18 protein-coding genes are annotated in these 21,477 nt (G+C 71.2%); 3 read left to right on the forward strand and 15 right to left on the reverse strand.

Annotated elements, in window-relative coordinates:
• The first annotated feature begins 1,028 nt into the window (after positions 1 to 1,028).
• Positions 1,029 to 1,610, forward strand: a complete 582-nt coding sequence (locus tag ABZ806_RS05090) for a DUF8175 domain-containg protein (protein ID WP_500215455.1) — start codon at positions 1,029 to 1,031, stop codon at positions 1,608 to 1,610.
• Between the two features lie 28 nt (positions 1,611 to 1,638).
• Here ABZ806_RS05090 and ABZ806_RS05095 read toward each other — a convergent pair whose 3' ends face one another.
• From ABZ806_RS05095 to ABZ806_RS05120, 6 genes are all read right to left on the reverse strand, one after another.
• A complete protein-coding gene (locus tag ABZ806_RS05095) occupies positions 1,639 to 2,448 on the reverse strand; it encodes a glycoside hydrolase family 16 protein (protein WP_500215457.1) in 810 nt (269 codons plus the stop codon).
• Between the two features lie 48 nt (positions 2,449 to 2,496).
• Positions 2,497 to 2,832 (reverse strand): hypothetical protein, encoded by a 336-nt coding sequence (locus ABZ806_RS05100; protein ID WP_500215458.1) that lies wholly within the window; start codon positions 2,830 to 2,832, stop codon positions 2,497 to 2,499.
• 277 nt (positions 2,833 to 3,109) lie between these two features.
• Positions 3,110 to 4,873 carry a thiol reductant ABC exporter subunit CydC gene (gene cydC, locus ABZ806_RS05105; RefSeq protein ID WP_500215460.1) on the reverse strand — a complete coding sequence of 588 codons (1,764 nt, stop codon included), beginning with the start codon at positions 4,871 to 4,873 and terminating at the stop codon, positions 3,110 to 3,112.
• Between the two features lie 140 nt (positions 4,874 to 5,013).
• Entirely contained in the window at positions 5,014 to 6,663 is a 1,650-nt protein-coding gene (gene cydD / locus ABZ806_RS05110; RefSeq protein ID WP_500215462.1) for a thiol reductant ABC exporter subunit CydD, read from the reverse strand.
• Entirely contained in the window at positions 6,660 to 7,676 is a 1,017-nt protein-coding gene (gene cydB / locus ABZ806_RS05115) for a cytochrome d ubiquinol oxidase subunit II (RefSeq protein WP_500215463.1), read from the reverse strand. Before cydB ends, cydD begins: the two co-directional genes overlap by 4 nt.
• Positions 7,677 to 7,687: 11 nt before the next feature.
• Positions 7,688 to 9,106 carry a cytochrome ubiquinol oxidase subunit I gene (locus ABZ806_RS05120; RefSeq protein WP_500215465.1) on the reverse strand — a complete coding sequence of 473 codons (1,419 nt, stop codon included), beginning with the start codon at positions 9,104 to 9,106 and terminating at the stop codon, positions 7,688 to 7,690.
• A 140-nt stretch (positions 9,107 to 9,246) separates the two neighbouring features.
• Here ABZ806_RS05120 and ABZ806_RS05125 point away from each other — a divergent pair, with 140 nt between their 5' ends.
• The gene (locus ABZ806_RS05125) at positions 9,247 to 9,738 is read left to right on the forward strand and encodes a hypothetical protein (protein ID WP_500215467.1); all 492 of its coding nucleotides are present in this window, start codon (positions 9,247 to 9,249) and stop codon (positions 9,736 to 9,738) included.
• 45 nt (positions 9,739 to 9,783) lie between these two features.
• Here the strand turns inward: ABZ806_RS05125 and ABZ806_RS05130 are convergent, their stop codons facing one another.
• The 9 genes from ABZ806_RS05130 to ABZ806_RS05170 all read right to left on the reverse strand — a co-directional run bounded on the left by ABZ806_RS05130 (position 9,784) and on the right by ABZ806_RS05170 (position 20,532).
• Positions 9,784 to 11,067 (reverse strand): hypothetical protein, encoded by a 1,284-nt coding sequence (locus ABZ806_RS05130; protein ID WP_500215468.1) that lies wholly within the window; start codon positions 11,065 to 11,067, stop codon positions 9,784 to 9,786.
• A complete protein-coding gene (locus ABZ806_RS05135) occupies positions 11,067 to 12,335 on the reverse strand; it encodes an ATP-grasp domain-containing protein (protein ID WP_500215470.1) in 1,269 nt (422 codons plus the stop codon). The genes ABZ806_RS05130 and ABZ806_RS05135 overlap by 1 nt, the downstream gene beginning before the upstream one ends.
• 14 nt (positions 12,336 to 12,349) lie before the next feature.
• Positions 12,350 to 13,708 (reverse strand): MFS transporter, encoded by a 1,359-nt coding sequence (locus ABZ806_RS05140; protein WP_500215472.1) that lies wholly within the window; start codon positions 13,706 to 13,708, stop codon positions 12,350 to 12,352.
• A complete protein-coding gene (locus tag ABZ806_RS05145) occupies positions 13,705 to 14,973 on the reverse strand; it encodes an ATP-grasp domain-containing protein (protein WP_500215474.1) in 1,269 nt (422 codons plus the stop codon). The genes ABZ806_RS05140 and ABZ806_RS05145 overlap by 4 nt, the downstream gene beginning before the upstream one ends.
• Positions 14,974 to 14,993: 20 nt before the next feature.
• Entirely contained in the window at positions 14,994 to 16,121 is a 1,128-nt protein-coding gene (locus tag ABZ806_RS05150; protein WP_500215476.1) for a hypothetical protein, read from the reverse strand.
• Positions 16,114 to 17,538 (reverse strand): iron-containing redox enzyme family protein, encoded by a 1,425-nt coding sequence (locus ABZ806_RS05155; RefSeq protein WP_500215477.1) that lies wholly within the window; start codon positions 17,536 to 17,538, stop codon positions 16,114 to 16,116. Before ABZ806_RS05155 ends, ABZ806_RS05150 begins: the two co-directional genes overlap by 8 nt.
• Positions 17,535 to 18,674 carry a 50S ribosomal protein L11 methyltransferase gene (locus tag ABZ806_RS05160; RefSeq protein ID WP_500215479.1) on the reverse strand — a complete coding sequence of 380 codons (1,140 nt, stop codon included), beginning with the start codon at positions 18,672 to 18,674 and terminating at the stop codon, positions 17,535 to 17,537. The genes ABZ806_RS05155 and ABZ806_RS05160 overlap by 4 nt, the downstream gene beginning before the upstream one ends.
• A 29-nt stretch (positions 18,675 to 18,703) precedes the next feature.
• The gene (locus ABZ806_RS05165; RefSeq protein ID WP_500215481.1) at positions 18,704 to 19,156 is read right to left on the reverse strand and encodes a Rieske 2Fe-2S domain-containing protein; all 453 of its coding nucleotides are present in this window, start codon (positions 19,154 to 19,156) and stop codon (positions 18,704 to 18,706) included.
• Positions 19,157 to 19,284: 128 nt separating this feature from the next.
• Entirely contained in the window at positions 19,285 to 20,532 is a 1,248-nt protein-coding gene (locus ABZ806_RS05170) for an iron-containing redox enzyme family protein (protein WP_500215482.1), read from the reverse strand.
• Between the two features lie 672 nt (positions 20,533 to 21,204).
• On the opposite strand from ABZ806_RS05170, the gene ABZ806_RS05175 reads away from it, so the two are divergent.
• On the forward strand, positions 21,205 to 21,468 hold the full coding sequence (locus ABZ806_RS05175; RefSeq protein ID WP_500215483.1) for a hypothetical protein: 264 nt from the start codon (positions 21,205 to 21,207) through the stop codon (positions 21,466 to 21,468).
• Positions 21,469 to 21,477: the final 9 nt, after the last annotated feature.

Raw genomic sequence — 21,477 nt, forward strand, 5'->3', positions numbered from 1 at the left:
GAATGGTCATGCGGAGAGAAGGAGCGTTCATGCCTGGGGCGGTGCGGCCGTGCGGACTGATCAGGTGAGGGCTCTCCGGGGCCTTGTGCGTGTCCGTTGTGTTCCCCCCGGAGAACGATCAGTGGGGACCGACGGTGGGACCGGATGCGTGGGGGTGCTGTTTGTGTCGTTGTGCGAGCGTCCTCCGGAGGAAGCCGAGGAGTCCTGCCCCGACACAGAGTGCGCCGGGGCCTGCTGTCGGTTCCGTCCACCACAGCACTCGACCGGTGACGCCGACGAGCCCCGCCGCCAGGACGAGGGCCGAGACCACGGCGGTGCGAGCGGGGGCGAAGGACTTCCGGCGAAGACGGCCTTCAGAGTCGTAAAGCAGGCGGTCATCGAGGCGCATGAGCGCATCCCATAGCCGTAGCATGCCTGCCTCCCAGGACGGGCACGCAGCCCGATATGCCCGTCAGCGACCCGCGTAGCGTAACCCTCCTTTGTCGAGCGGAGAAGCACGAACCGGGCTGCAAGTGCGAGCACGAGCACCTTGCCGACGCCTGCGGGACGGTCGCGTTCCTGCGGACGGAGCCTCTGCGCTGGCGCAGCCCGAGGCGGTGTGTGCAGTCCTCCATTGTGGGGCCTGGCCGGGCAAGCGAGGATGATCGCATGTGGTGGTTCGTTCTTGGGTTCTTCGTCCTGCTGGCTACTTACGGAGTGCTTTTCGACTGGCATCTGCGCCGGCGGGGGCATCGGCTTCGGGGCGGTGCGGCGCTGACAGGGGAGATGCGTGAGAATCGCCGCGACATGCGTGCGTGGGATAGAGGCTCGCAAGGGAACAGCGGAGCGGATTTGTCTTGGACGGACGAAGCGCGCCGCCGCCGTGATGACCCCAGCCAGTGATCAGGGGGCTAGCATGTCGGCCTGCTTGTGTTTTGTGTCTCGTGAAATGGGCTCCGACCTTGTTCAGTAGAGTTTGCGTTCCAGTTGTCGTTGGTCTCTTTGCTCTGGCGGTCGCCGGGTGTGGAGGAGATGCTCACGAGGAGAGCGTGGGAGCTGCGGCGAAGCCGGTGTTATCGGCTTCGGGGGCGGTTCGGGTGCGCGGGTGTGCTGCCGAGGACATCCCGACCATCCCTCATACGGCACCGAGGCAGATGTGGTGGAAACGCTTCGAGGGTGTTGCGTTGCCGTTCTCGCCGTCGGTCGGGCCGCTGTCCGTCAAGGGTGACATTGCGCGGTGCTACGCGCACACGCCGCGCGGGGCGCTGTTGGCTGCGGTGCAGATCAGTGTGCGGCTCGACCGGTCGGAGAAGTGGCAGACGATCCTCGAGCGGCAAGTTGTGGCGGGTGAGGGTAAGGCCGCCTACGCGCGGGTGCGGGCCTCCAGCAAGGTTGTGCCGGCTAAGGAGGCCGCGCAGTTCAGGGGTTTTCGGATCGTCTCCTACACGCCACAGAGCGCGGTAGTCGGGACGGTCTCGCTGGACCCCGTGCGCGGTAAGCGCATGGCCAGGACCACGACCGTGGAGTGGGACGGCGAATGGAAGCTCGTGCCGACCTCGGATGGAGCCTCCGGTTCGGTGCCGCGGGCCGTTGATTCGCTGTCCGGGTATGTCTTCTGGGGCGGGTTCTGATTTCGTGAGCCCGGGTGGGTGACCGTGGTCAGGAACGGGTGCGGCCTACGTAGAGGTTGCGGGCTCTGTAGTGGGTGTCGGTTGTGGGGCCTGGGGTGCCTGAGGAGCCTTCCATTTGGAGGTTGATTATTAGCCACATCGGGTGGCCTACGAAGTTGGCTCCGCGGTGGCGGCCGACCCAGGTGCCGTCCAGGTAGTAGTGGATGTCTACGTCGGTGCTGTTCACCTTGGTGATCCAGGCGCGGTAGCCGTGCCAGGAGGTGGGGGTGGAGATGTTGACGATGGTGTTGGACCATCCGCCGGACGCGTTCCGGTAGGTGTTGAACCAGTTGCGCGCGTCCCCCTTGTATTCGAGGATGTCGCTTTCCGGGGGCCAGGTGTCGGCGCCGGTCAGCCAGAAGGCCGGCCAGGTTCCTCGGGTGGAGGGGGCCTGGAACTCGCCTTTCACCTCCCAGTTGGGGAACTGGTCGTTGACCAGAACTTGCTGTTTGGCGTGAACGGCGCCGGAGTGGTAGCGGATCGGGAGGTGCGGGTCCGCTGAGCTGGTGCCTTCGTCCCAGGTGATGCGGGCGGCCTTGAGGGTCAGGACGCCGGGACTTTCGAGGTAGGCGTGGTTGTGGTCGGACGTGCTCCCGTACATGCGGGCGCTGCCGTTGTGGTCCGAACCCCATGGGTAGCGGTAGTTCCACGCCGATTCGAGAGTGGCGTAGTTCGCGAATGAGCCGTTGATCACCGTTTCCCAGGTCGCGGCGGATGCTGGGCGGAGGTTGCCTAACGCGGCGGTGGCGATGCCGGTTCCGCCGGCTATGAGGAACGTGCGGCGGGTGGGCGGTGTCATCGGGATCTCCTTGAGACGACTGTGGGCGGCCGGGTGAGAAGGGCACCGTCAGTTCAGGGGGAGCAGGTTTTTGATGCCGCGCGCCGTCAGGTAGGCGGGGTCTGCGGTGCGGCTTTGGAGGACGACGGCGGGGCGGGTTCCCTCGTCGATGAGCTCCGACCAGATCAGCATGATGCGGATGTGGTCCATCCCGAGGGACGCGATGTCGTCGAGGTCGGCGGCGATCGACCTGCGGTCCCAGTCCGACCAGGAGAACCACCAGTTCTTGCTCGGGACGTAGTTCACGCCGAACCTGACCCTGCGGTGTCGCGAGCGGCCAGGTGCGGCGGCGTGCGCCGGGGCTGAGGGCAGGAGGGTGGACGCGGCGGCCGTTCCGGCGGTCACGCCGAGGAACTGCCTGCGGCCGATGGAGGTGCGGTTCTGGGGAGACGGGGCGGGGGCTGCGGCATGGAGTCGGCCCTTCGGGATGCATCACCGGACTCCGGAGCATAAGAAGATCGCCGGCGCCCGGCCATGGTCCTTTCACGCTTTCGCGTCAGGTGCCCCGGTGAGCGCGCCGATCAGCGAGGTCGGCGCGCTCGACCCGCAGTGCCGTCATCGGTCGAGCGAGGCGGCGGTTGCTGACGGCGAGGCCGGTCCGGGTGAGGCGGACCGTGCTGTGTCAGGTTCTGTTCTGGCGGACTACCGGGGATCGGTCCGCTTTGGTCGGGGTGCGTTCCCGTTCCCAGAGGGAGCGGTAGAGGCCTGGGCGGGAGACCAGGTCGGCGTGGGTTCCGCGTTCGGTGACGCGTCCCTCGTCCAGGACGATGATCTCGTCGACGGCGTCCAGGCCGGCTAGGCGGTGGGTGACCAGGAGGGTCGTCCGGCCCTCGGTGGCGGCCAGGAGGTCGGCGGTGAGTTCGTCGGCGGTCGCGATGTCCAAGTGCTCGGCGGGCTCGTCCAGCAGCAGGATCGGGAAGTCCGCGAGGAGGGCGCGGGCCAGGGCGATGCGCTGGCGCTGGCCGCCGGAGACCTGCGCGCCGTGCTCGCCGACGTGCGTGTCGAGCCCCTTCGGCAGGGCGTCGACCCAGTCGAGGAGGCGGGCGCGGCGCAGCGCGTCCCGGATCTCGTCGTCGGTCGCGGACGGGCGGGCCAGGCGGATGTTCGCGCCGATCGTCGAGTCGAACAGGTGCGCGTCCTGCGCGCACAGGCCGATGACCTCGCGGACGTCGTCGCCCGCCAGGGCCTCCAGGCCGATCCCGTTCAGCGACGCTGTGCCGGAGGCCGGTTCGAGGAACCGCAGGAGGACGGACGTGAGGGTCGTCTTGCCCGAACCGGACGGTCCGACGATCGCGCAGCGGCGGCCCGGCGCCAGGTCAAGGGAGACGCCGTCGAGCGCGTAGGGGGCGGTCGGCGTCCACCGGGCGCGGAGGTTCTCGACCGCGAGCGTGTACGGGGACGCGGGCAGCGGCGCCGGGTCGGCCGGCTCGCGGACGGGCGGCGGCGCGTCCAGGACGGCGAAGATCCGCGCGGCCGAGCGCCGCACCCGCTGCAGGTACTGGGCGGCCAGGGGCAGCCCGGCGACGACCTCGAACGCGGCCAGCGGGAGCAGGACGATCACCGCGAGCAGCACCCCGTCGAGCGCGCCGGAGCGGACGGCGGGGACGCCGACGGCGAGGCTGCCCCACACGGCCAGGCCGCCGGCGAGGGCGGAGATGGCCGCGCCGAGGCCGGCGGTGGCGGCGGAGCGGGCGGTGGCGCGGGTGAAGTCGCGGTCCAGGCGGACGGCTTCGGCGAGCTGGGCGGGGGCCGCGCCGTAGGCGATCAGCTCCGGGGCGCCCTGGAGGGTGTCGACGACGTGGGAGGTCAGTTCGCCGCGCAGGTCGGTCGTCCGGCGTTCGGCCCGGCGCGCCATGGCGGACGACAGCCAGGGGGCGACGACCCCGGCCACCAGCAGGGCGACCAGCAGGACGGCGCCCGCCGACGGGAGCAGCGCCCAGGCGACGCCTACCGAGGCACCGCCGACGACGGCGGCGACCGTGCAGGGCAGCAGGACGCGGAGGAAGAGGTCCTGGACGGCGTCGACGTCGGCGACGAGCCGGTTGAGCAGGTCGCCGCCACGGAATGCGGGCAGTCCGCCGGGCGCGAGCCGCTCCAGCCGTTCGTACACGCGCGCACGCAGGTCGGCCAGGATGCGGAAGGTCGCGTCATGCCCGACGAGGCGCTCGACATAGCGGAACACGCCCCGTCCGAGCCCGAACGCCCGGACGGCCACGATCGCGACCATCAGCATCAGGACGGGCGGGTGCTGCGCCGCCCGGGAGATGAGCCACGCGGACGTCGCCATGAGCCCGACCCCGCTGCCGAGGGCCAGCACCCCGAACAGGACGGCGAGGAGCAGCCGCCCCCGAGCCGGCCGCGCGAACCTGATGAGCCGCAGAATCACGCCCCCGCCCCCACCACGATTGAGGCCCCGCCGCGCTTCTGTGGCGGGAGAGGTTTCACGTGAATCATTGGCGATCATGCGGGCACCCTCGTGTGGCTCACGGCTGGTCATGCGGGCACCCCTGCGGGGAGCGTTGGCGGTCATGCCGGTACTCCTGCGGGTTTGAGCGTGATCACGCGGTCGGCAAGTGTCGTCAGGGCCGGGCGGTGCGCTACCAGGAGGACGGTGCGGCCGGCCTTCAGGCGTTCGACGGCGTCGATGACGGCGGCCTCGCTCTCCACGTCCAGGTTTGAGGTCGGCTCGTCCAGCAGCAGGAGCGGCGCGTCGCGCAGGAAGGCGCGGGCCAGTGCGATGCGCTGCCGCTGGCCGGCCGACAGTCCGGCGCCCCGGTCGCCGAGCGCGGTGTCGAAGCCCGCGGGGAGCGCCTCGATGAACTCCAGCGCGTTCGCGGCCTCGGCGGCCGCCCGCACCGACTCCGGCGACGCGGAGGGACGGCCCAACAGGATGTTCTTGGCGACCGTCCCGGCGAAGAGGTGCGGGCGCTGCGGCACCCAGGCGATCCGGGCGCGCCAGGCGTCCGGCGAGAAGCCGGCGAGGTCGTCCCAGTCGACCAGGACGCGTCCCGAGTCGGGCTGGACGAATCCGAGCAGCACCGACAGCACGGTCGACTTCCCCGCACCGCTCGGCCCCACCAGGGCGACCGTCTCCCCGGGGTGGACGGTCAGTGAGAAGTCGGACAGCGCCGGCCCCCGGTCGTAGGCGACCGTCACCCCGTCCAGGCGCAGGGTCGCGTGGGCGAGGTCGGGGAGGTCCGAGCGCGTCCCGGCGGCGGGCGGCGGCGTTTCGAGGACCTCGAAGATCCGCGACGCGGCGGTGAGGCCCTCGACGCTCGCGTGGTACTGCGCGCCGACCTGCCGCAACGGCAGGTACGCCTCCGGTGCCAGGATCAGGACGAGCAGCGCCGTCTCCAGCCCGATCCCGCCCTCGACGAGCCGGAGCCCGATCGACACGGCGACCAGCGCGACCGACAGCGTCGACAGCAGTTCGAGCGCGAGCGCCGACAGGAACGCGACCCGCAGTGTCGACATGGTCGCGCGCCGGTGCCGGTCGGTGACCTCGCGGATCTTGCCGGCCTGCGCCCGCGCCCGGCCGAAGATCTTCAGCGTGGGCAGCCCGGCGACGACGTCCAGGAAGTGCGCGGCGAGGACGGACAGCGTGCGCCACTGCCGGTCCATCTTCCGCTGCGTGGTGAGCCCGACGAGGATCGCGAAGATCGGGATGAGCGGCACCGTCGCCGCGATCGTCACGGCGGACAGCCAGTCGCCGAGCAGGATCCGGAACCCGACGGCCGCCGGGACGATCACCGCGAGGACGAGTTGCGGCAGGTAGCGGGAGAAGTAGTCGTCGAGCGCGTCGATCCCGCGGGTGGCGAGGGTGGCGAGCTCGCCGCTGCGCTCGCCGGACAGCCAGCGCGGGCCGAGCTCCAGCGCGCGGGCGAGGAGTCGCCCGCGCAGCTGGGACTTCACCGCGGCCGACGAGCGGTGCGCCGCGACCTCCTGCAGCCAGGCGACGAGTGTCCGTGCGAGGACGACGGCCAGCAGGAGCAGCAGCGGTGTGCGCAGGTCGGCGAGCGAGGCGCCGCCGAGGAACGCCCGCGCGAGCATGTCGGCGAGCAGCGTGGCCTGCGCGATGATCAGCCCGGCGGTGGCGGTGCCGAGCGCCACGGACGACAGCAGGAAGACCCGTGTCGTCCGGGCGTAGGTCAGCAGCCGCGGGTCGAGGGGTTTCACGGCACCGGCTCGGGCTTCTTCGCGGCCGGGATGTGGGACGTGCTGATCCGCTTCCGGAACACCCAGTACGTCCACCCCTGGTAGATCATCACGATCGGGGTGAACACCGCCGCGACCCACGTCATGATCTTCAGCGTGTAGGCCGTGGAGGCGGCGTTCACCGTGGTCAGGCCGCCGGAGCCGAGCGTGGACGGCATGACGTCCGGGAACAGCGCGGTGAACAGGGTCGCGACGGCGAGCACGATCGCGGCGCCGGTGCCGATGAAGGCCCAGCCCTCGCGTCCGGCGCGGTTGGCGGCGGCGGCGAGCAGCAGCCCGGCGGCGGCGCCGAGCGCGGTGATCCAGGTGACCGGCTTGCCGTGCTGCAGCTGTGTGATCAGCAGGAACGCGCCGCCGGCGGCGATGGCGGCCACCACGGCGATGGCCGCGACGCGCCGCGCCTGGTACCGGATCGTGCCGGACGTCTTCAGCGCGACGAACACCGCCCCGTGCAGGACGAACAGGATCGTGGTGGTGAGCCCGCCGAGCAGCGCGTACGGGTTGAGCAGGTCGAAGAACGTCCCGACGTACTCGTGCGAGGGGTCCAGCGCCACGCCGCGCACGATGTTCGCGAACGCGACGCCCCACAGGAACGCGGGCAGCAGGCTGCCCCAGAAGATCGCCTTGTCCCAGCGGGACCGCCAGCGCGGGTCGTCCTTCTTGCCGCGGAACTCGAACGCGACGCCGCGGATGATCAGTGCGATCAGGATCATCAGCAGCGGCAGGTAGAAGCCGCTGAACAGGGTGGCGTACCACTCGGGGAACGCGGCGAAGGTGGCGGCGCCGGCGACGATGAACCACACCTCGTTGCCGTCCCAGACGGGGCCGATGGTGTTGATGAGGACGCGGCGTTCGACGTCGCCGCGGCCGAGGACGGGGAGCAGCATGCCGACCCCGAAGTCGAACCCCTCCAGGAAGAAGTAGCTCGTCCACAGGAAGGCGATGATGACGAACCAGACGGTGGTGAGTTCCATGGCTCGGCTCCTCAGTAGGCGAACGCGAGCGAGCGCTCGGAGTCGGGGTCATCGGAGTCGTCGGAGGGCGGCGGCGGCAGCACCTCGTCCTCGGACGGCGGCCCGGCCTTGGCGTACTTGAGCATCAGTCCCGCCTCGATGACCATGAGGAAGCCGTACAGCGCGGTCAGCGAGACGACGGAGATGAGCATCGACGTCGGGGACACGCCGGGCGAGACGCTCGCGGACGTCTTCAGCACCCCGAACACCGACCAGGGCTGCCGTCCCATCTCGGTGAAGATCCAGCCGGCGGAGTTGCCGATGAAGGGGAGCGCGAGCGACAGCACGCCGATCCGGTACACCCAGGGGTTGGACGGCAGGCGCCCGCGCCGCAGCAGCCACAGCCCGGCGAGCGAGACGAGCGCGGTGAGCATCCCGACCCCGACCATGATGCGGAAGTTCCAGTAGGCGATCGGGATGTTCGGCCGGTAGTCGCCGGGCCCGTAGCGCGCCTCCTCGGCGGCCTGGACGTCGTTGATGCCCTTGACCTCGCCGTCGAAGGTGCCGGTGGCGAGGAACGACAGGACGCGCGGCACCTTGATCCCGAAGACCTCCTCGTCGCCGTTGAGCGTGCCGATGGTGAAGAGGGAGAAGGACGCGGGCTGCTCGGTCTCGTAGAGGGCCTCGGCGGCGGCCATCTTCATGGGCTGCTGCTCGGTCATGACCTTGCCCTGGAAGTCGCCGCTGATGGCGACGCCGATGGAGGCGACCGCGGTGACGGCGAGGGCGAGCTTCAGCGACGGCCGGAAGACCTCGATGTTCTTGCGGCGGGCGAGGTGCCAGGCGCTGACGCCGGCCATGAACAGGCCGCCGGTCACGAACGCCGCGGTGATCGTGTGGGGGAACGCGACGAGCTGCGTCGAGTTGGTGAGGACGGCCCAGAAGTCGGTGAGGACGGCCCGTCCGGACTCGTGGTCGATGCGGTACCCGACGGGGTGCTGCATCCACGAGTTGGCGGCGAGGATGAAGTACGCCGACAGCAGCGTCCCGATGTGGACGATCCAGATGCAGGCGTTGTGCAGCTTGCCGTTGAGCCGGTCCCAGCCGAAGATCCACAGGCCGAGGAAGGTCGACTCGACGAAGAAGGCGAGCAGGCCCTCGATGGCGAGCGGCGCCCCGAAGATGTCGCCGACGAACCGGGAGTAGTCACTCCAGTTCATCCCGAACTGGAACTCCTGCACGAGGCCGGTGACGATCCCCATCGCGAAGTTGATCAGGAAGAGCTTGCCCCAGAACTTGGTGGCGCGCAGGTACTTCGTCTTGCCCGTCCGCAGCCACGCCGTCTCCAGGCCGGCGACGAGCGCGGACAGCCCGATCGTCAGCGGGACGAAGAAGAAGTGGTACACGGTGGTGATCCCGAACTGCCACCGTGCGATGTCGACCGAATCCATGGCGCTGCGCCTCTCCGGCATCTACTACAAGCTGTAGTACTACGTCCTGTGGAACATACTACGACGTGTAGTACATGGAGAGGCCGTAAGGTCTCTCACAGTGCCGAACGGCCGGTTGCGGATCACGGAGGACGGCGACCATGGGCATCCTGTGCGACTACTTCCGGGCCCCCGACCGGGAGACGGCCGCGGCCGTCGTCCTGTCCGGGCCCGGCCTGCTCGAAGCGGCGCGGGCGCGCCCCGACATCGAGGTCGTCGATCTCAAGGGCATCGACCCCGTCGTCGCGCTGGGGAAACTCGTGACACTGCTCGCCGGGCCCTCCTACGAGGAGATGGCGATGGCGGGCGGCATCCCGATCGACCAGGTCCCCGGCCCCGAACTGGTCACGCGCGAGGACGGCGACCTGTTCGTCGTCGAGCTCGACGCGCTCGTCCGCGACACCCTCGCGGACGCGACCGAGGCCGTCCTGGACGACGTCGCCTTCGTCTGGGCGAACACCGAGGAGTTCCTGCTGGGACGCGACACCTGGTTCGAGGCGGACGAGGCCCGGCCGGCGATGGACGACCTGGTCGCCATCGCCCGCCGCGCCCGCGCCGCCGACCAGATGCTCTACTGCGTCGTCTGCCCCTGACCCCAAGGCCCCGGCCGAAGCGGGCTGGGCGGGCCGGGCCGGGCCTCAGTAGTGGAAGGCCGAGGTCACCCGCGCGCCCGGCGCGCCCAGGTTGACGACGGACGCGGCACCGGACGGGACGGCCCGGCAGAACGCGCCCCCGTAGCCGTCCGGGAAGACGAAGAGGCCCCAGACGCCCAGCCAGTCCTCGACCGCGCCGGTCTCGGCGTTCAGCATCGGCTCCACCGCCGGCACGACGCGGCGCTGGACGATGTAGTCCTCCTTCAGGCAGTCGGCGACTGTGCCGGCCCATTCCCGGTCGGTCTCGTCCCAGCCCACGCGGATGCCGCTGCCCGACAGCCCCGCGAACGGCTTGAGGATGAGGTGCTCGCGTTCCGCCCGGACCTGGTCGGCCAGCTCCGGGGTGAGGGTCCGCGTCCACGGCAGGATCCGGTCGATCAGCGCGTTCTCGTCCGCCGAGAACTCGGTGCGCGCCTCCGGATCGGAGACCAGCGGCAGGCAGCTCTTGTAGGAGAACATCGACGCCGTCAGGGGAGTCCACAGGACGACCTGGCCGTCGGCGTAGGCGCGCATGACGGTTTCGGCGGGCTCGTCGTTGCGCGGGTCCCGGGCGATCTGGTGGGCGGAGAAGTACCGCAGGACGAGGTCGATCTCGCGGCCCCGCAGGTACAGCCGCCCGTTCCTGGCCTCCACCTGGCCCAGTTCGCCGAGGAGCAGCTCGATGCCGTACCGCTTCATCGTCTCCTGGAAGGACAGGTGCAGGGACTCGTACGCCCCCATGCCGCCGATGGCCTCCAGCGTCGCGACGACGGGCGCCTCCTTCCCGGTGGCCTGGACGAACTGGCGCGCGATCGCGGCCGGGGTGTCGACGGTGGACAGCCCGTGCTCGGCGGCGAACCCGGCGAACTCCTCGTCCGCGAGCAGGCCCCGGTTGAGCTCGCTCATGTCGACGCCGCCCAGCTCGCTGCCGATGTTGAACTCCAGCAGCCGGAACTGCGATCCGTCGTCGTAGAGGTCGGCCCGCCCGTACAGGACGGGCTCCCCCTCGAACCGCGTCATCAGCGCGGTGCGGCGGGCGTCCGCGCCGATCGCGGCGCAGAACCGGTGCCGGTCGCCGTCGAACAGCCGGTCCGGCAGGGACGTCATCAGCCGGAACAGCCCGGCCAGGTCGTCGGCGGCCTGCCGCGTCCGCTCGGCGGAGGAGAACAGGGGACGGGACGCCAGGTACTTCCCCCACGCCGAGCGGAACACCGGCGGCAGGTCGGCGCGGGGCACGGCGTCGCCGAGGCCGCCGCTCGCGCACGCGTCCAGGTACGTACGGGTCACCATCACGCGGCCCCTTCGGAGGTGTCGACGGCGAGATCCTTCTCGATCTTGCGGATGGCCTCGCGGTCGGCCTGGATCTGCTCCGGGTCCTCGTGGGCGAGGATGATGTAGCCCATCGTCATGCTGGCGAAGATGTCGGTGCTGGCGTCCACGTGGTCGCCGGTCCGCACGACGTGCACGGGCGAGTGGTAGCTGGGCAGATCGCGGGCCTGGTCGTAGATCTCGGCGTTGCGCACGATGCCCGTCGAGTGCGACATCAGGAACACCGCCATGACGTTGCGCCGCAGCGTGTAGCCGGGCGGCATCTCCTGGCCGCGCCCCCGCACCAGGTCGATCGTCCGGGTCACCTGGCTCTCCCCGGACGCGATGGACGTCACCGCCGGGTTGCCCGCGCCGGACAGCCGCGCGTTGACCTCCAGCAGCCGCGGCCCGTCCGGCGTCATCATGATCTCGGTGTGCGCGGCCCAGTTGCGCAGCCCGACCGCGTCCAGCGACGCGAGCCCGTAGTCGATCAGCTCGCCGTAGGCGTCCCGGTCGTAGGGGAGCCACTCGACGCTGTCGTACACCGCGATGCCCTCGCCGAACGGGACCCGCCGGTACTTGATCATGTCGGTGATCGAGTGCCGGCCCTGGTGGCTGATCGTGTCGATCGCGTACTCGGTGCCGGTCAGCTGCTCCTGGACGAGCACCTCCTCGGCCAGGACGCCGAGCTTGTCGTGCGTGCCGAGCATCGCCTCGAACAGCTCGCGCCAGCCCCGCCCGGCGGGCGCGCGGCTCACCCCGACCGTGCCGGCGCTGGCGGGCGGCTTGACGACGAGGTCCACGCCGTCCAGCCCCTCGCGGTCGATCCACGCGGCGACCTCGGCCGGGTCGGCGGTGCAGATCTGCCGGGGGACGGGCAGGCCCGCGGCGGCGACGGCCTGGTGCATGGCGTACTTGTGGCGCCGGGCGTCCATCAGCGCGGGATCGTTGGACAGCGCGGGCGCGAGCGCGTCGGTCAGCCGTTGCGCCAGCTCCAGCGCGGCCTCCGCGCCGTGGAAGACCGCGACCGGCCGCAGCGCGCCGAGCCGCTCGATCGTCTCCGCGGTGTCGCCGTGGTGGTTGATCACCGCGTCGTAGGCGGACGGGTCGTAGGCCGACTGCATCGGGGCCAGCGCCGGCCCGTCGTAGTCCATGACGGCGACGGGGCTGAACCCGGCCTCGCGCAGCGCGGGCGCGAGCAGCGCCGACGAGCTGAACGGCCGGACGACGGCGACGACGGGGTTGTTCATGGTGTTCATCACCTTCATGTCGGTTGGTCCGTCGGGTGGCCGGCCGGTTGGTCCGTCGGGTGGTCCGCCGGCCGGTCCGTGGTCGCCGGACGGCTCGCGGCCATCGCGTCCGGCCCTGCCTCCGCTCCGCCGTCCGGTTCGGCGCCCGAGCCGGCGTCCGGTTCGGTGGACGGGCGGCGGCGGGGCATGCCCGTCCCGGCGAGGACGAGGACGGCGGCGACCAGCCCGCACGCGCCGGTCACCACCCAGACGCCCGATCCCCACGCGTGCCAGGCGGCGATGCCGATCATCGGGCCGATCGCGTAGCCGACGTGCTGCGGGACGGTCGCCGCCGCGATGTAGCGGGCCCGCAGCGCGGGCGGCGCGACGAGCCCGGGGTAGGCCATCATCGACGGCGCCGCGATGATCTCCCCGGCCGTCCACACCGCGGTCGCGAGGACGAGCATCGCGACGGGGGTCGGCCCGGTGTAGAGGAGGTGGCCGATCCCGAGCACGGCCATGCCGAGCGTCATCGGCAGCCCGATCGGCAGCCGCTGCGTCCACTTCGACAGCAGCACCTCGAAGGCGATCACCATGAACCCGTTGACGGTGAGCAGCGCCGCGTAGACCTTCTCGGTGTGGCCCGAGCCGACGACGTACAGCGGCAGCGCGGCCGAACTCTGGATGTAGGCGATCGCGGTCACGAACAGGCCGAGGACGACGAGCAGGAACCGCCGGTCGGCGAACACCTGCCGGTATCCGGTGTGCTCGCCGGGGCCGGGCTTCGCGGTCCGCGCCTCCGGTTCCGGGTTCGAGCGCAGGGCCACGTAGGCGATGACGCCGAAGGCCAGCGACGTCGCCGCGTCCACGTAGAACAGCGCGTCGTAGGAGGCGTAGGCCAGCAGCAGCGCGGCGCCGATCGGGCCGACCGTCGTGCCGACGTTGAACGTCAGCCGCAGCACGGAGAAGACGATGACCTGCCGGTCGTCCGGGGTCAGTTCGACGACCCACGCCAGCGCGGCCGGCCGGTACGCCTGCGCGGACAGGCCCGCTCCCCCGGCGACCAGGGCGCCCACCCACACGTTCGGGACGTGGACGAGCGCCGCGGTCAGCACGGCCGTGGCCGCCATCGCGCCGATGATCGCGCGCCGGTAGCCGAACCGGTCGGCGGCGGCGCCGCCGGCGGCCGACCCGGAGATCCGCCCGACCATCAGCGCGGTCAGCACCACGCCGCTCTCCCACGCGCTGAAGCCGCGGTCGGTGAGGAACAGCACGAGGAACGCGTTGAGGAACGCGGCGAGGTTGATGACCAGGTTGCCGAGGACCAGGATCCGGACGGTCCCGCTCATCTCCCGCAGCGTGGCGATGATCGTCGGGTGCTCGCGGGCCGTCATGGCGCCTGCTCCAGCGGGGTGCCCTTGAAGGTGAAGAAGCGCCCGGCGTCCGGGACGGCGGCCCGGGCCCGCGCGAGCGTCTCCCCCATCGCGATGACGTAGCCGGTGCGGGCCAGGCCGTGCGGCGGCAGCCGCACCCGCGCGCCGGGCTGCGTCCCGACCTCGATCTCCGTGATCGGCGGGCGCATCAGCTCGCGGTGCGCGGTCGCCGAGACGATCTCCATGTCGTACGGGGGATAGGCGAACCTGATCGACGCGGCCTTGCGCGGCTTCGGGAACGTGACTTCGGGGGGACGGCCGACCGCCACGTCCGCCGCCGCGAGCGGCGCGTCGACACCGGACGTCAGCATGCCGAGGTAGGGGATCATCCCGCCGCCCAGCCGGACGTTGATCTCGATGACGTGCTTCGCGCCGTCCGGGGTGAGCTTGAACTCGATGTGGGTGACGCCGTCGGTGAACCCGACCGCCGCATGGACGCGGGTCAGCGTGTCCCGGAACCCGGCGTCGGCCAGCAGGGGGTCGTTGGCGTCGACGTCATGCCCGATCTCCTCGAACGCCAGGTCGCCGGCGCCGCCGAGCACCTTGCGGGCCACGATCAGCGGCGTGCACTCCCCCTTGAACAGGACGCACTCGACGGAGATCTCCGGGCCGTCGAGGAACTCCTCCACGATCACGTAGTCGTCGAACTGGCGGATGCCGCCCATCCGCGTCCCGTCGGTGAGGGCGAACGCGGCGTCCAGGTCGTCCGGCCGCTCGACCTTGCTGAGGCCGAGGCTGCCGCCCAGGTTCCGGGGCTTGACGATGAGCGGGTAGCCGACGTCGGCGGCGAACGCGCGGGCCTCCGTCAGCGACGACACGGCGCGCGACGCGGGCTGCGGGAAATCGGCGTCCGCCAGCGCCGTGCGCGTCGCGGACTTGTCGCGGCACCGCGCCACCGCGTCCGGGTCGAGGACGGGGAACCCGAGCGCGGCCGACAGGTGCGCGGACGTCTCGATGTAGACCTCGTCGTAGCAGAAGACCCCGGCGACGTCGTGGTCGCGGGCGACGTCGCGCGCCGCCGCCGTCAGCTTCTCCAGGTCGAGGCAGTCGACGACGGTGTGGCCGGCGATGTAGGGGTCCTCCCAGGTGGCGGGGGTGGGGTTCAGCAGCCAGAGCCGGTACCGCGCCGACACCGACTCCAGGATGTACCTGCGGTAGACCCAGTAGCTGCTGGCGATGAGCAGGAGGAGCGGGCGGTCGTCGCCCGCCTGCGGGTGATGCGACATGCGGACCTCGATCCGGGGCTTCAGGAGCCGAAGTAGTCGTCGAGCCCGCCGCGGCGGCGGACGTCGAGGGTGGCGCAGTGGAAGCCGCCGCCGAACGTGTTCACCGTCCGGAACGGGACGGGGATGGGCGTGAAGCCCTCCTTCTCCAGCAGCCGCAGCAGCTCGGTCTCCTGCGCCTCGACGAAGATCCGCTCGGGGTCGAGCATCAGCGTGTTCATCGTGATCCAGCGGCTGCAGAAGTACATGGTCTGGTCGGCGGGGATGGCGGGCTCGGGGCAGACCACCGTGTCCCAGCCGGCGAACATCTCCGGCAGCTCCCGCACCCGCTCGGGGTTGATCATCACCCGGCCGGGGCGCAGCGGCACGAACGTGGCGTTGAGGTGCATCGGGTGGTCGTCGATGAACGCGACCTCGTGCACCCGGAACTCGTCGCCGAGCAGCCGCCGCGTCCACTCGATCCCGAACCGGTTCGTGACGTGGCTGCGCTGGACGAGGATGTCGCGGCCGAACCGCATGAAGTCGCCCGCGTCCAGGATCGGCTCGAACTCGGTGATGACGGACGTCGCGTCCGGGAACGGGTCGTCCGCCGACGGGGTGTCCGGCTTCGCCGCCGCGTAGCCGGGGTTGTAGGACGCGTCGGTGAGCTGCGGCTTCGGGGCCGCGACCCAGCCGGCGCCGCGCCGGAAGTAGTCCTTGAAGATCGTCCGGAACGGGTGGGTGGCGAAGTAGTACGACCGCCAGCCCATCGTCGCCTCGATGATCCGGTCGCCGGCGACGAGCGCGATGTCGCGGGGGAAGGTGTGCGACGACCCGCCGGTCGACGACCAGTCGGCGGTGCCGAACGACCGCGACTGGTCGACCGGGTCGGGCCGCCGGACCGTCACCCCCTCGCCCTCCAGGATCGACACGAACCCTTCGAGCTCCTCGTGGGCCGCCTCGACCTGTTCCTGGGGGAACCCGCCGCCGCCGTTGCGCCGGTAGAAGTCCCACGCCTCGGGCGGCACGGTCGCCTCGATCGCCGGATGCCACGGCGGGACGGCGGCGCCGTCGATGACGCCGACGATCACCTCTTCGAGCGGGTCCCACTCGTTGTACGAGCCGACCGGGTTCGCGACCGGGCTCGCGGAGGTCGCGGGGCTGTCAGTCATCGCGGGACGTCCTTTCGATGGTCCGTACGGTCACGCGCGCCTCGGGGGAGGCGGCCTTCAGGCCGTGCAGCCGGCTGCGCGGCACCAGCAGGACGTCGCCCGTCCCGAGCCGGTGCGGGCGGCCGGTCGCCCACGCGTACACGTCCACGTCGCCGCCCGTGACCTCGACGAGGCGGTCGGACTCGTGCACGTCGGTGCAGAACGGGCTGTCCGGGCGCAGCGTGGTGGTCACGGCGTCGTCCGCGGCGGCGGACGCCAGCGACGCGCCGGCCTCGGTGTGCTCGTCGAGGGTGTCGGCCCAGGCGATCTGGGCGCGGAAGTCGGCGTCGCCGAGCCGCAGCAGGAGCTTGGTGTCCTCGATGCCGCGCACCAGCTCGGGGATCACCAGCTCGCCGTGCGCGCGGGCCAGCCCGAGCAGCAGGTTCTCGTACGTCATCCGCCCGTGGTGGACGTCGATGTGCGCGTGCTCGTCGCAGTACTTGGCGTCCACCCGGTCGCCGTAGACGGCGCGGAGCATGGCGCCCGTGTCGGCGAACCCCTGCGCGAACAGCCACTCCAGGTACGTCACCGCGGCCATGTAGCGGAACATGCCGCGGTGGTCCTCGGTGAGCCAGTTGAAGTAGTTGACGCCGACCAGGGAACTGGTCAGGTAGAAGTTCCAGTAGGCGTGCACGTCGGTGCGCAGCCCGACGCTGGCCAGCATCTCCTTGAAGATCGTGCTGTGCTTCGCGCCGTAGACGCCGTACCCGAACTCGTCGTTGAAGATCTTGAACAGCTCGGACTGCTCGACGCCGTAGGACCCGCCGAGGTTGCGCGCCATCGCGGACGCCTCGGTCAGCGCGTCCAGCGCGAGCTGGATCAGGTGCAGCGCCGCCGCGTCCTCGGGACGCCGGCACTCGGTGATGGCCCGCATGGTGCCGGCCACCGGCGCGGACCCGTCCACCGCCGGGTTCACCCCGGACGGGTCGGCGGGCGCGCCGGCCACCCCGACCTGGGTGAGGAAGTACTCCTGCAGCTCGTCGAGGGTCCGGACAGGCGGGACGGGCACGGCGTCGTCCAGAAACGAGAAGGCGTACCGCTCCAGGTCCGGGCGGACGTGGTCGCGCAGCCGCCGCACCTCGTCGCCGTAGAAGAGGTCGAAGTCGTCCTTGGCCGTGGCCAGCCCGGCGGCGGGCAGCAGGATCATGTCGCTCTCGTAGGCGTTGCAGAGCACGCGCCCGGCGATGAGCTGGCCGCGGCCGAGGAACCCGGCCTCGGTCGCGGGGACGGAGAAGTCGTGGCGGGCGGCGTCCGGCGGGCCCACCGGGCGCCGGAACGGGTTGCCGTCGATGTAGACGTCCGGCCCGGGCTGGAAGATGCGGTGCGCGCAGTACGCCGCGAGGGCGTCCTGCGTCGTGGGGACGGCGGCGATGGTCACGACACCACCTCGAAGACCGGGTCGTCGATCGGTTCCCCGGCGGGCTCGCCGGTGGCGACCTTGAACCGCACGCACTCGCCGTCGTGCATCGCGTCCAGCACCACGGGCTCGCCCGGCTGGACGCGCTGGGCGGCGGGCAGGCACTGGATCGCCTGCTTCCAGTGCGAGTCGCGGCCGGGTGGATTGCCCACCGTGATCCCCGGCAGCAGCTCCATCTCGAACCAGAACACGACCGCGTGCAGCCTGCCCGGCGCCGTCGGGCGGATCCGCAGCTCGGTGCGCTGCGGGCGGGCGTCGGCGGTGCGGAAGTCGAAGTCGAACACCGTCACCGGCTCGGACAGGACGCGGTGCTCGTGCCGGTGCAGCCGCGAGTCGAAGTACTCCAGCGTCGCCAGCCGGTTGAACGGCGCGAGGTCGAAGCCGTACAGCTTGCCCACATGGTTCTTGCGGTGCAGCGCGTCGCTCTCGACCAGCTGCGCGACGATCCGGCCCCGCGACGGCATGATCGTCGCGTCCGGGGTGAGCAGGTGCTCGCGGGCGTGCGCGATCGTGCCGAGGATGCCCTCGCCGAGCAGCCCGCAGTCGACGATCTCGGTGACGAGCAGGCCGGCGCGCCGCGGCAGGTCGGCCGGCACCGCCATCCGGGTCGACATCTTCGGGACGACGGTGACCGCGTCGTCGTAGCCGGCCGCGCGGACCACCCGCGCCGCGGTCTCGGCGACCGACGGCTGCCCCTCGCACGCCACGACCCGCCGCGCCCCGGCCCGCGCCGCCATCATCGCCAGCAGCCCGGACCCGGCGCCGATGTCCAGCACCAGCGCGTCCGGGTCGGCCGCGACCGCCTGCCGGATCGCCCGGTCGTACAGCTCCGCGCGCTCCTCGTCGTGCAGCATCTCCCAGTGCCAGCGGGGGACGGCGCGGCGCACGGCCCGGTTACGGCCGATCAGCGCCTCCTCGTTGCCGCGGTCCACACCGAGGATCAACTCGAACGCCTTGACGGCGTCCTCGTAGCGTCCCTGGTGGTGCAGGTCGCGGCCCCAGTCGAGGAACGCGCCGAGCTCCAGTGCGGCGCCGTCCGGGCCGGTGCGGGCCTCCGGGCCGGGATCGGCCGGGTCGTGGTCGTGCGGGCTGGTCACGACGGTGCCTCCTCGGTTCGCATGGATCTTCATCGGCCGGCGGCCCCCTCGGGCCGGACGGCGTTCGCGGTGCACGGCGCGGCCGCACCGGCGGGCGTGTCCGGGGTCGCGTCGGGGGTCGCGTCGGGGGTCGCGTCCGGGGGGAGGTTCGCGAGGATCTCCCGGCGGATGACCGAGACCGGTGCTCCGCCGCCGTCCGGGACCATGTCGTCCGGGAGCACGACGACGGCCTCGTCCCCGCTGCGCACCATCGGCAGGCAGGTGCGCCGCACGGCGGCCATCCCGACCCTCGTGCCGTGCCAGGGACAGACCAGCCGCCGCTCGTCGGGGGTGCGGCGGGCCAGGCTGAGCGGCCCGCCCCGGTGCGGGCAGTGATCGTGGACGAGCAGTGACCGGCCCTCCGACCGGAGGACGAAATAGCGGTCGTGGCCGACCATCAGGGTGTTGTGTCGGCTCAGATCCATGACGATGACGCGGCCCATGGGCTCCTCGTGTCGGTCGGCCGGCGGCGAGGCGGGAGGCGCCGCGGCGTTGCGGGCATGCGCGGGTCGGCGGGCAGGGGAGCATGGCGAGGCGGCGGGCGGCCTCGCCGTCGTGCGGGAGGGACGGGTCAGCCGGGAGCGGCGGCGTGCAGCAGGCAGACGGTCCCGTCCGCGACCGCCCGCACGCCGTAGAGGCGGCCGGCGGGGATCAGCACGGTGTTGCCGCGTTCCAGCCGCTCGGGCGGGCCGGTCGGCGTCGTGACCAGGTCGGCTTCGCCGCGCTCGATCTCCAGGACGGTGTCGCCGTCGTGGCAGCGCGTCCCGAACGGGGTTTCGGGCGTCAGGGCGACCCGTCGCGTCCCGGTGACCTGGGCGGCGCCCGCGAGGTCGCGGTGCCGGGGGAGGTCGTCGGCCCACCGGATCTGCGCCGCGGTGTCGTCCTCGAACCAGCCGCCGATCAGCCGCGCCTCGGCGACGCCACGCATCAGCTCGGGGACGACGCGCGGGCCGTGCCGTGTGGCCAGGGCGAGCAGCACCTGCTCCCGGGTGATGCGGCCGTGGTGCTCGTCGATATGCGCGTGCTCGTCGCAGTAATGCAGGTCGACGGTGTCACCGAATATGTCGCGGAAGACCTTCACCATCTCCACGAACGCGGGCGCGAACACGGCCTCCGCATAGGTGACCGCGCCCGCGTAGCGGAAGAACTTGGCGTGGTCGCGGGACAGGTAGTAATAGTAGTTGTTCGTCGCCAGCGGACCGGTCAGGTAGAAATTCCAGTACGCGTGCACATGCGTGGCCATCGACCGGCTGCGCAGCATTTTGGCGAAGATCGTGGTGTGCTTGGCGTCGTAGACGCCGTACCCGAATTCATCGATGAAGATCTTGAACAGGGCGGACTGCTCCGGGCCGTAGGCGCCGGCCAGGTTCCGCGACATCGCGGACGCCTCGGTGAGCCCGTCGAGCGCGAGCTGCACGAGGTACAGGTCCGCGGCGCTCTCCCGGTCCCGGGCGGCCGCGATCGCGGCCAGGGCCGGCGACGGCCCGGCCGCGGCCTCGGCCACGACGTGCTGGAAGTAGGCGTCCAGCACCTCGGGGGTGGCGGCGCCGCTGACGTCCACCGCGTCGTCCAGGCAGGCGAACGCGAAGCGTTCCAGCTCCGAGACCGCGCCCTCCCGAAGTTCGCGCAGGTCACGACCGTAGAAGAGGTCAAAGTCGTCGTGCAGGCCGGCCAGGCCCTGCTCGGGGAGCAGCACCGTCTCGGCCTCGTACCAGGTGCCGAGCAGCCGGTGCGCGGCGAGGGAGCGGTGCGCCGGCCACTCATCGGCGCGCAGCGGCCGGCCGAAGTCGGCCTCGGCCAGCGCGGTGGGAAAGAGCATCCGGCGGTAGGGGTTCGGGCCATGCAGGACTTCGGCGTCGCCACGGAAGAGCGGACCGCCCGCGAACGCGCGGATCCGTTCCCCCAGAGTGCCGTCGACACGTTTTTCGGCAGAATCTGCCTGAGGCTGGACTGTCATTTAGTTAGACCGTTCACCTGACTACTTCATGGGTCGGGTGTAGAAGGGCGTGCCGGGCCGATTGTGTCGGCCCGAAACATGAAGAACGGTGGGTAGTTCGTTGGCGGGCGGTTGGCGGGGTGGGTGGTCAACGCAGTGAGAACGCGTTCTCACGGTAAGTGAGAGCCGCAGTTGCCGTGCGCGGTGGGCACGTTAACAAAGGCCACTGGGATGATCAATGATCGAAAACGAGTTTGTGCGTCCGCTGATCAGCACGGCGGCGCGACGGTGAATTTCGGTCATGTCCGAAACCTGGGAGCACGGGTGGCCGCCGTCCGGCCGCTCCGCCGCCGGACCACCGCCCGCGTCCACCCTCTGGACTGGCTCTTCGCGGGCCGTGGCGGCCGGCCGGCGCACGCGCCGGAACCGGGGGCAACAGAATCCCCTTCAGTCTGACTAACGGTCAAGTCAGCGAGTCAACGTTATCCGGACGGACTCCCCGGTTCGGTGTCCGTATCCGGCCGCCCACCGGCGCGTCCCCATAGACTGCGCGGCATGGAACTCAGGGACGCGGCGCGCATGATCCTCTCCGAGTCGGCAGGGCACCCGGACCTGCTCCGGGTCACCCGGGACGCCCACGACCGCCTGGCCCGCGGCGAGCGGGTCGCCCACACCGACCTGAGCTGGATGCTCAGGGAGGCCGCGCGCAAGAACGTCTACCCGGCCCTCCACGCGCGCTACGGCGCCGCCGCCTTCGACCAGATGGTCGTCGTCCTGGGCCGCGAGATCGACCGCCAGGCCCCGGTCCCCGCCCGGTAACCAGCCCTC

It is taken from the genome of Spirillospora sp. NPDC047418, assembly GCF_040643275.1.
Taxonomy (GTDB): domain Bacteria; phylum Actinomycetota; class Actinomycetes; order Streptosporangiales; family Streptosporangiaceae; genus Spirillospora.

Bases quoted from the DNA above. Each gene is read 5' to 3' on its own strand.
- ABZ806_RS05095 (WP_500215457.1), bottom strand. From the start codon at position 2,448: ATGACACCGCCCACCCGCCGCACGTTCCTCATAGCCGGCGGAACCGGC.
- cydB (WP_500215463.1), bottom strand. From the start codon at position 7,676: ATGGAACTCACCACCGTCTGGTTCGTCATCATCGCCTTCCTGTGGACG.
- ABZ806_RS05120 (WP_500215465.1), bottom strand. From the start codon at position 9,106: ATGGATTCGGTCGACATCGCACGGTGGCAGTTCGGGATCACCACCGTG.
- ABZ806_RS05125 (WP_500215467.1), top strand. From the start codon at position 9,247: ATGGGCATCCTGTGCGACTACTTCCGGGCCCCCGACCGGGAGACGGCC.
- ABZ806_RS05130 (WP_500215468.1), bottom strand. From the start codon at position 11,067: ATGGTGACCCGTACGTACCTGGACGCGTGCGCGAGCGGCGGCCTCGGC.
- ABZ806_RS05135 (WP_500215470.1), bottom strand. From the start codon at position 12,335: ATGAACAACCCCGTCGTCGCCGTCGTCCGGCCGTTCAGCTCGTCGGCG.
- ABZ806_RS05140 (WP_500215472.1), bottom strand. From the start codon at position 13,708: ATGACGGCCCGCGAGCACCCGACGATCATCGCCACGCTGCGGGAGATG.
- ABZ806_RS05145 (WP_500215474.1), bottom strand. From the start codon at position 14,973: ATGTCGCATCACCCGCAGGCGGGCGACGACCGCCCGCTCCTCCTGCTC.
- ABZ806_RS05150 (WP_500215476.1), bottom strand. From the start codon at position 16,121: ATGACTGACAGCCCCGCGACCTCCGCGAGCCCGGTCGCGAACCCGGTC.
- ABZ806_RS05165 (WP_500215481.1), bottom strand. From the start codon at position 19,156: ATGGGCCGCGTCATCGTCATGGATCTGAGCCGACACAACACCCTGATG.
- ABZ806_RS05170 (WP_500215482.1), bottom strand. From the start codon at position 20,532: ATGCTCTTTCCCACCGCGCTGGCCGAGGCCGACTTCGGCCGGCCGCTG.
- ABZ806_RS05175 (WP_500215483.1), top strand. From the start codon at position 21,205: ATGGAACTCAGGGACGCGGCGCGCATGATCCTCTCCGAGTCGGCAGGG.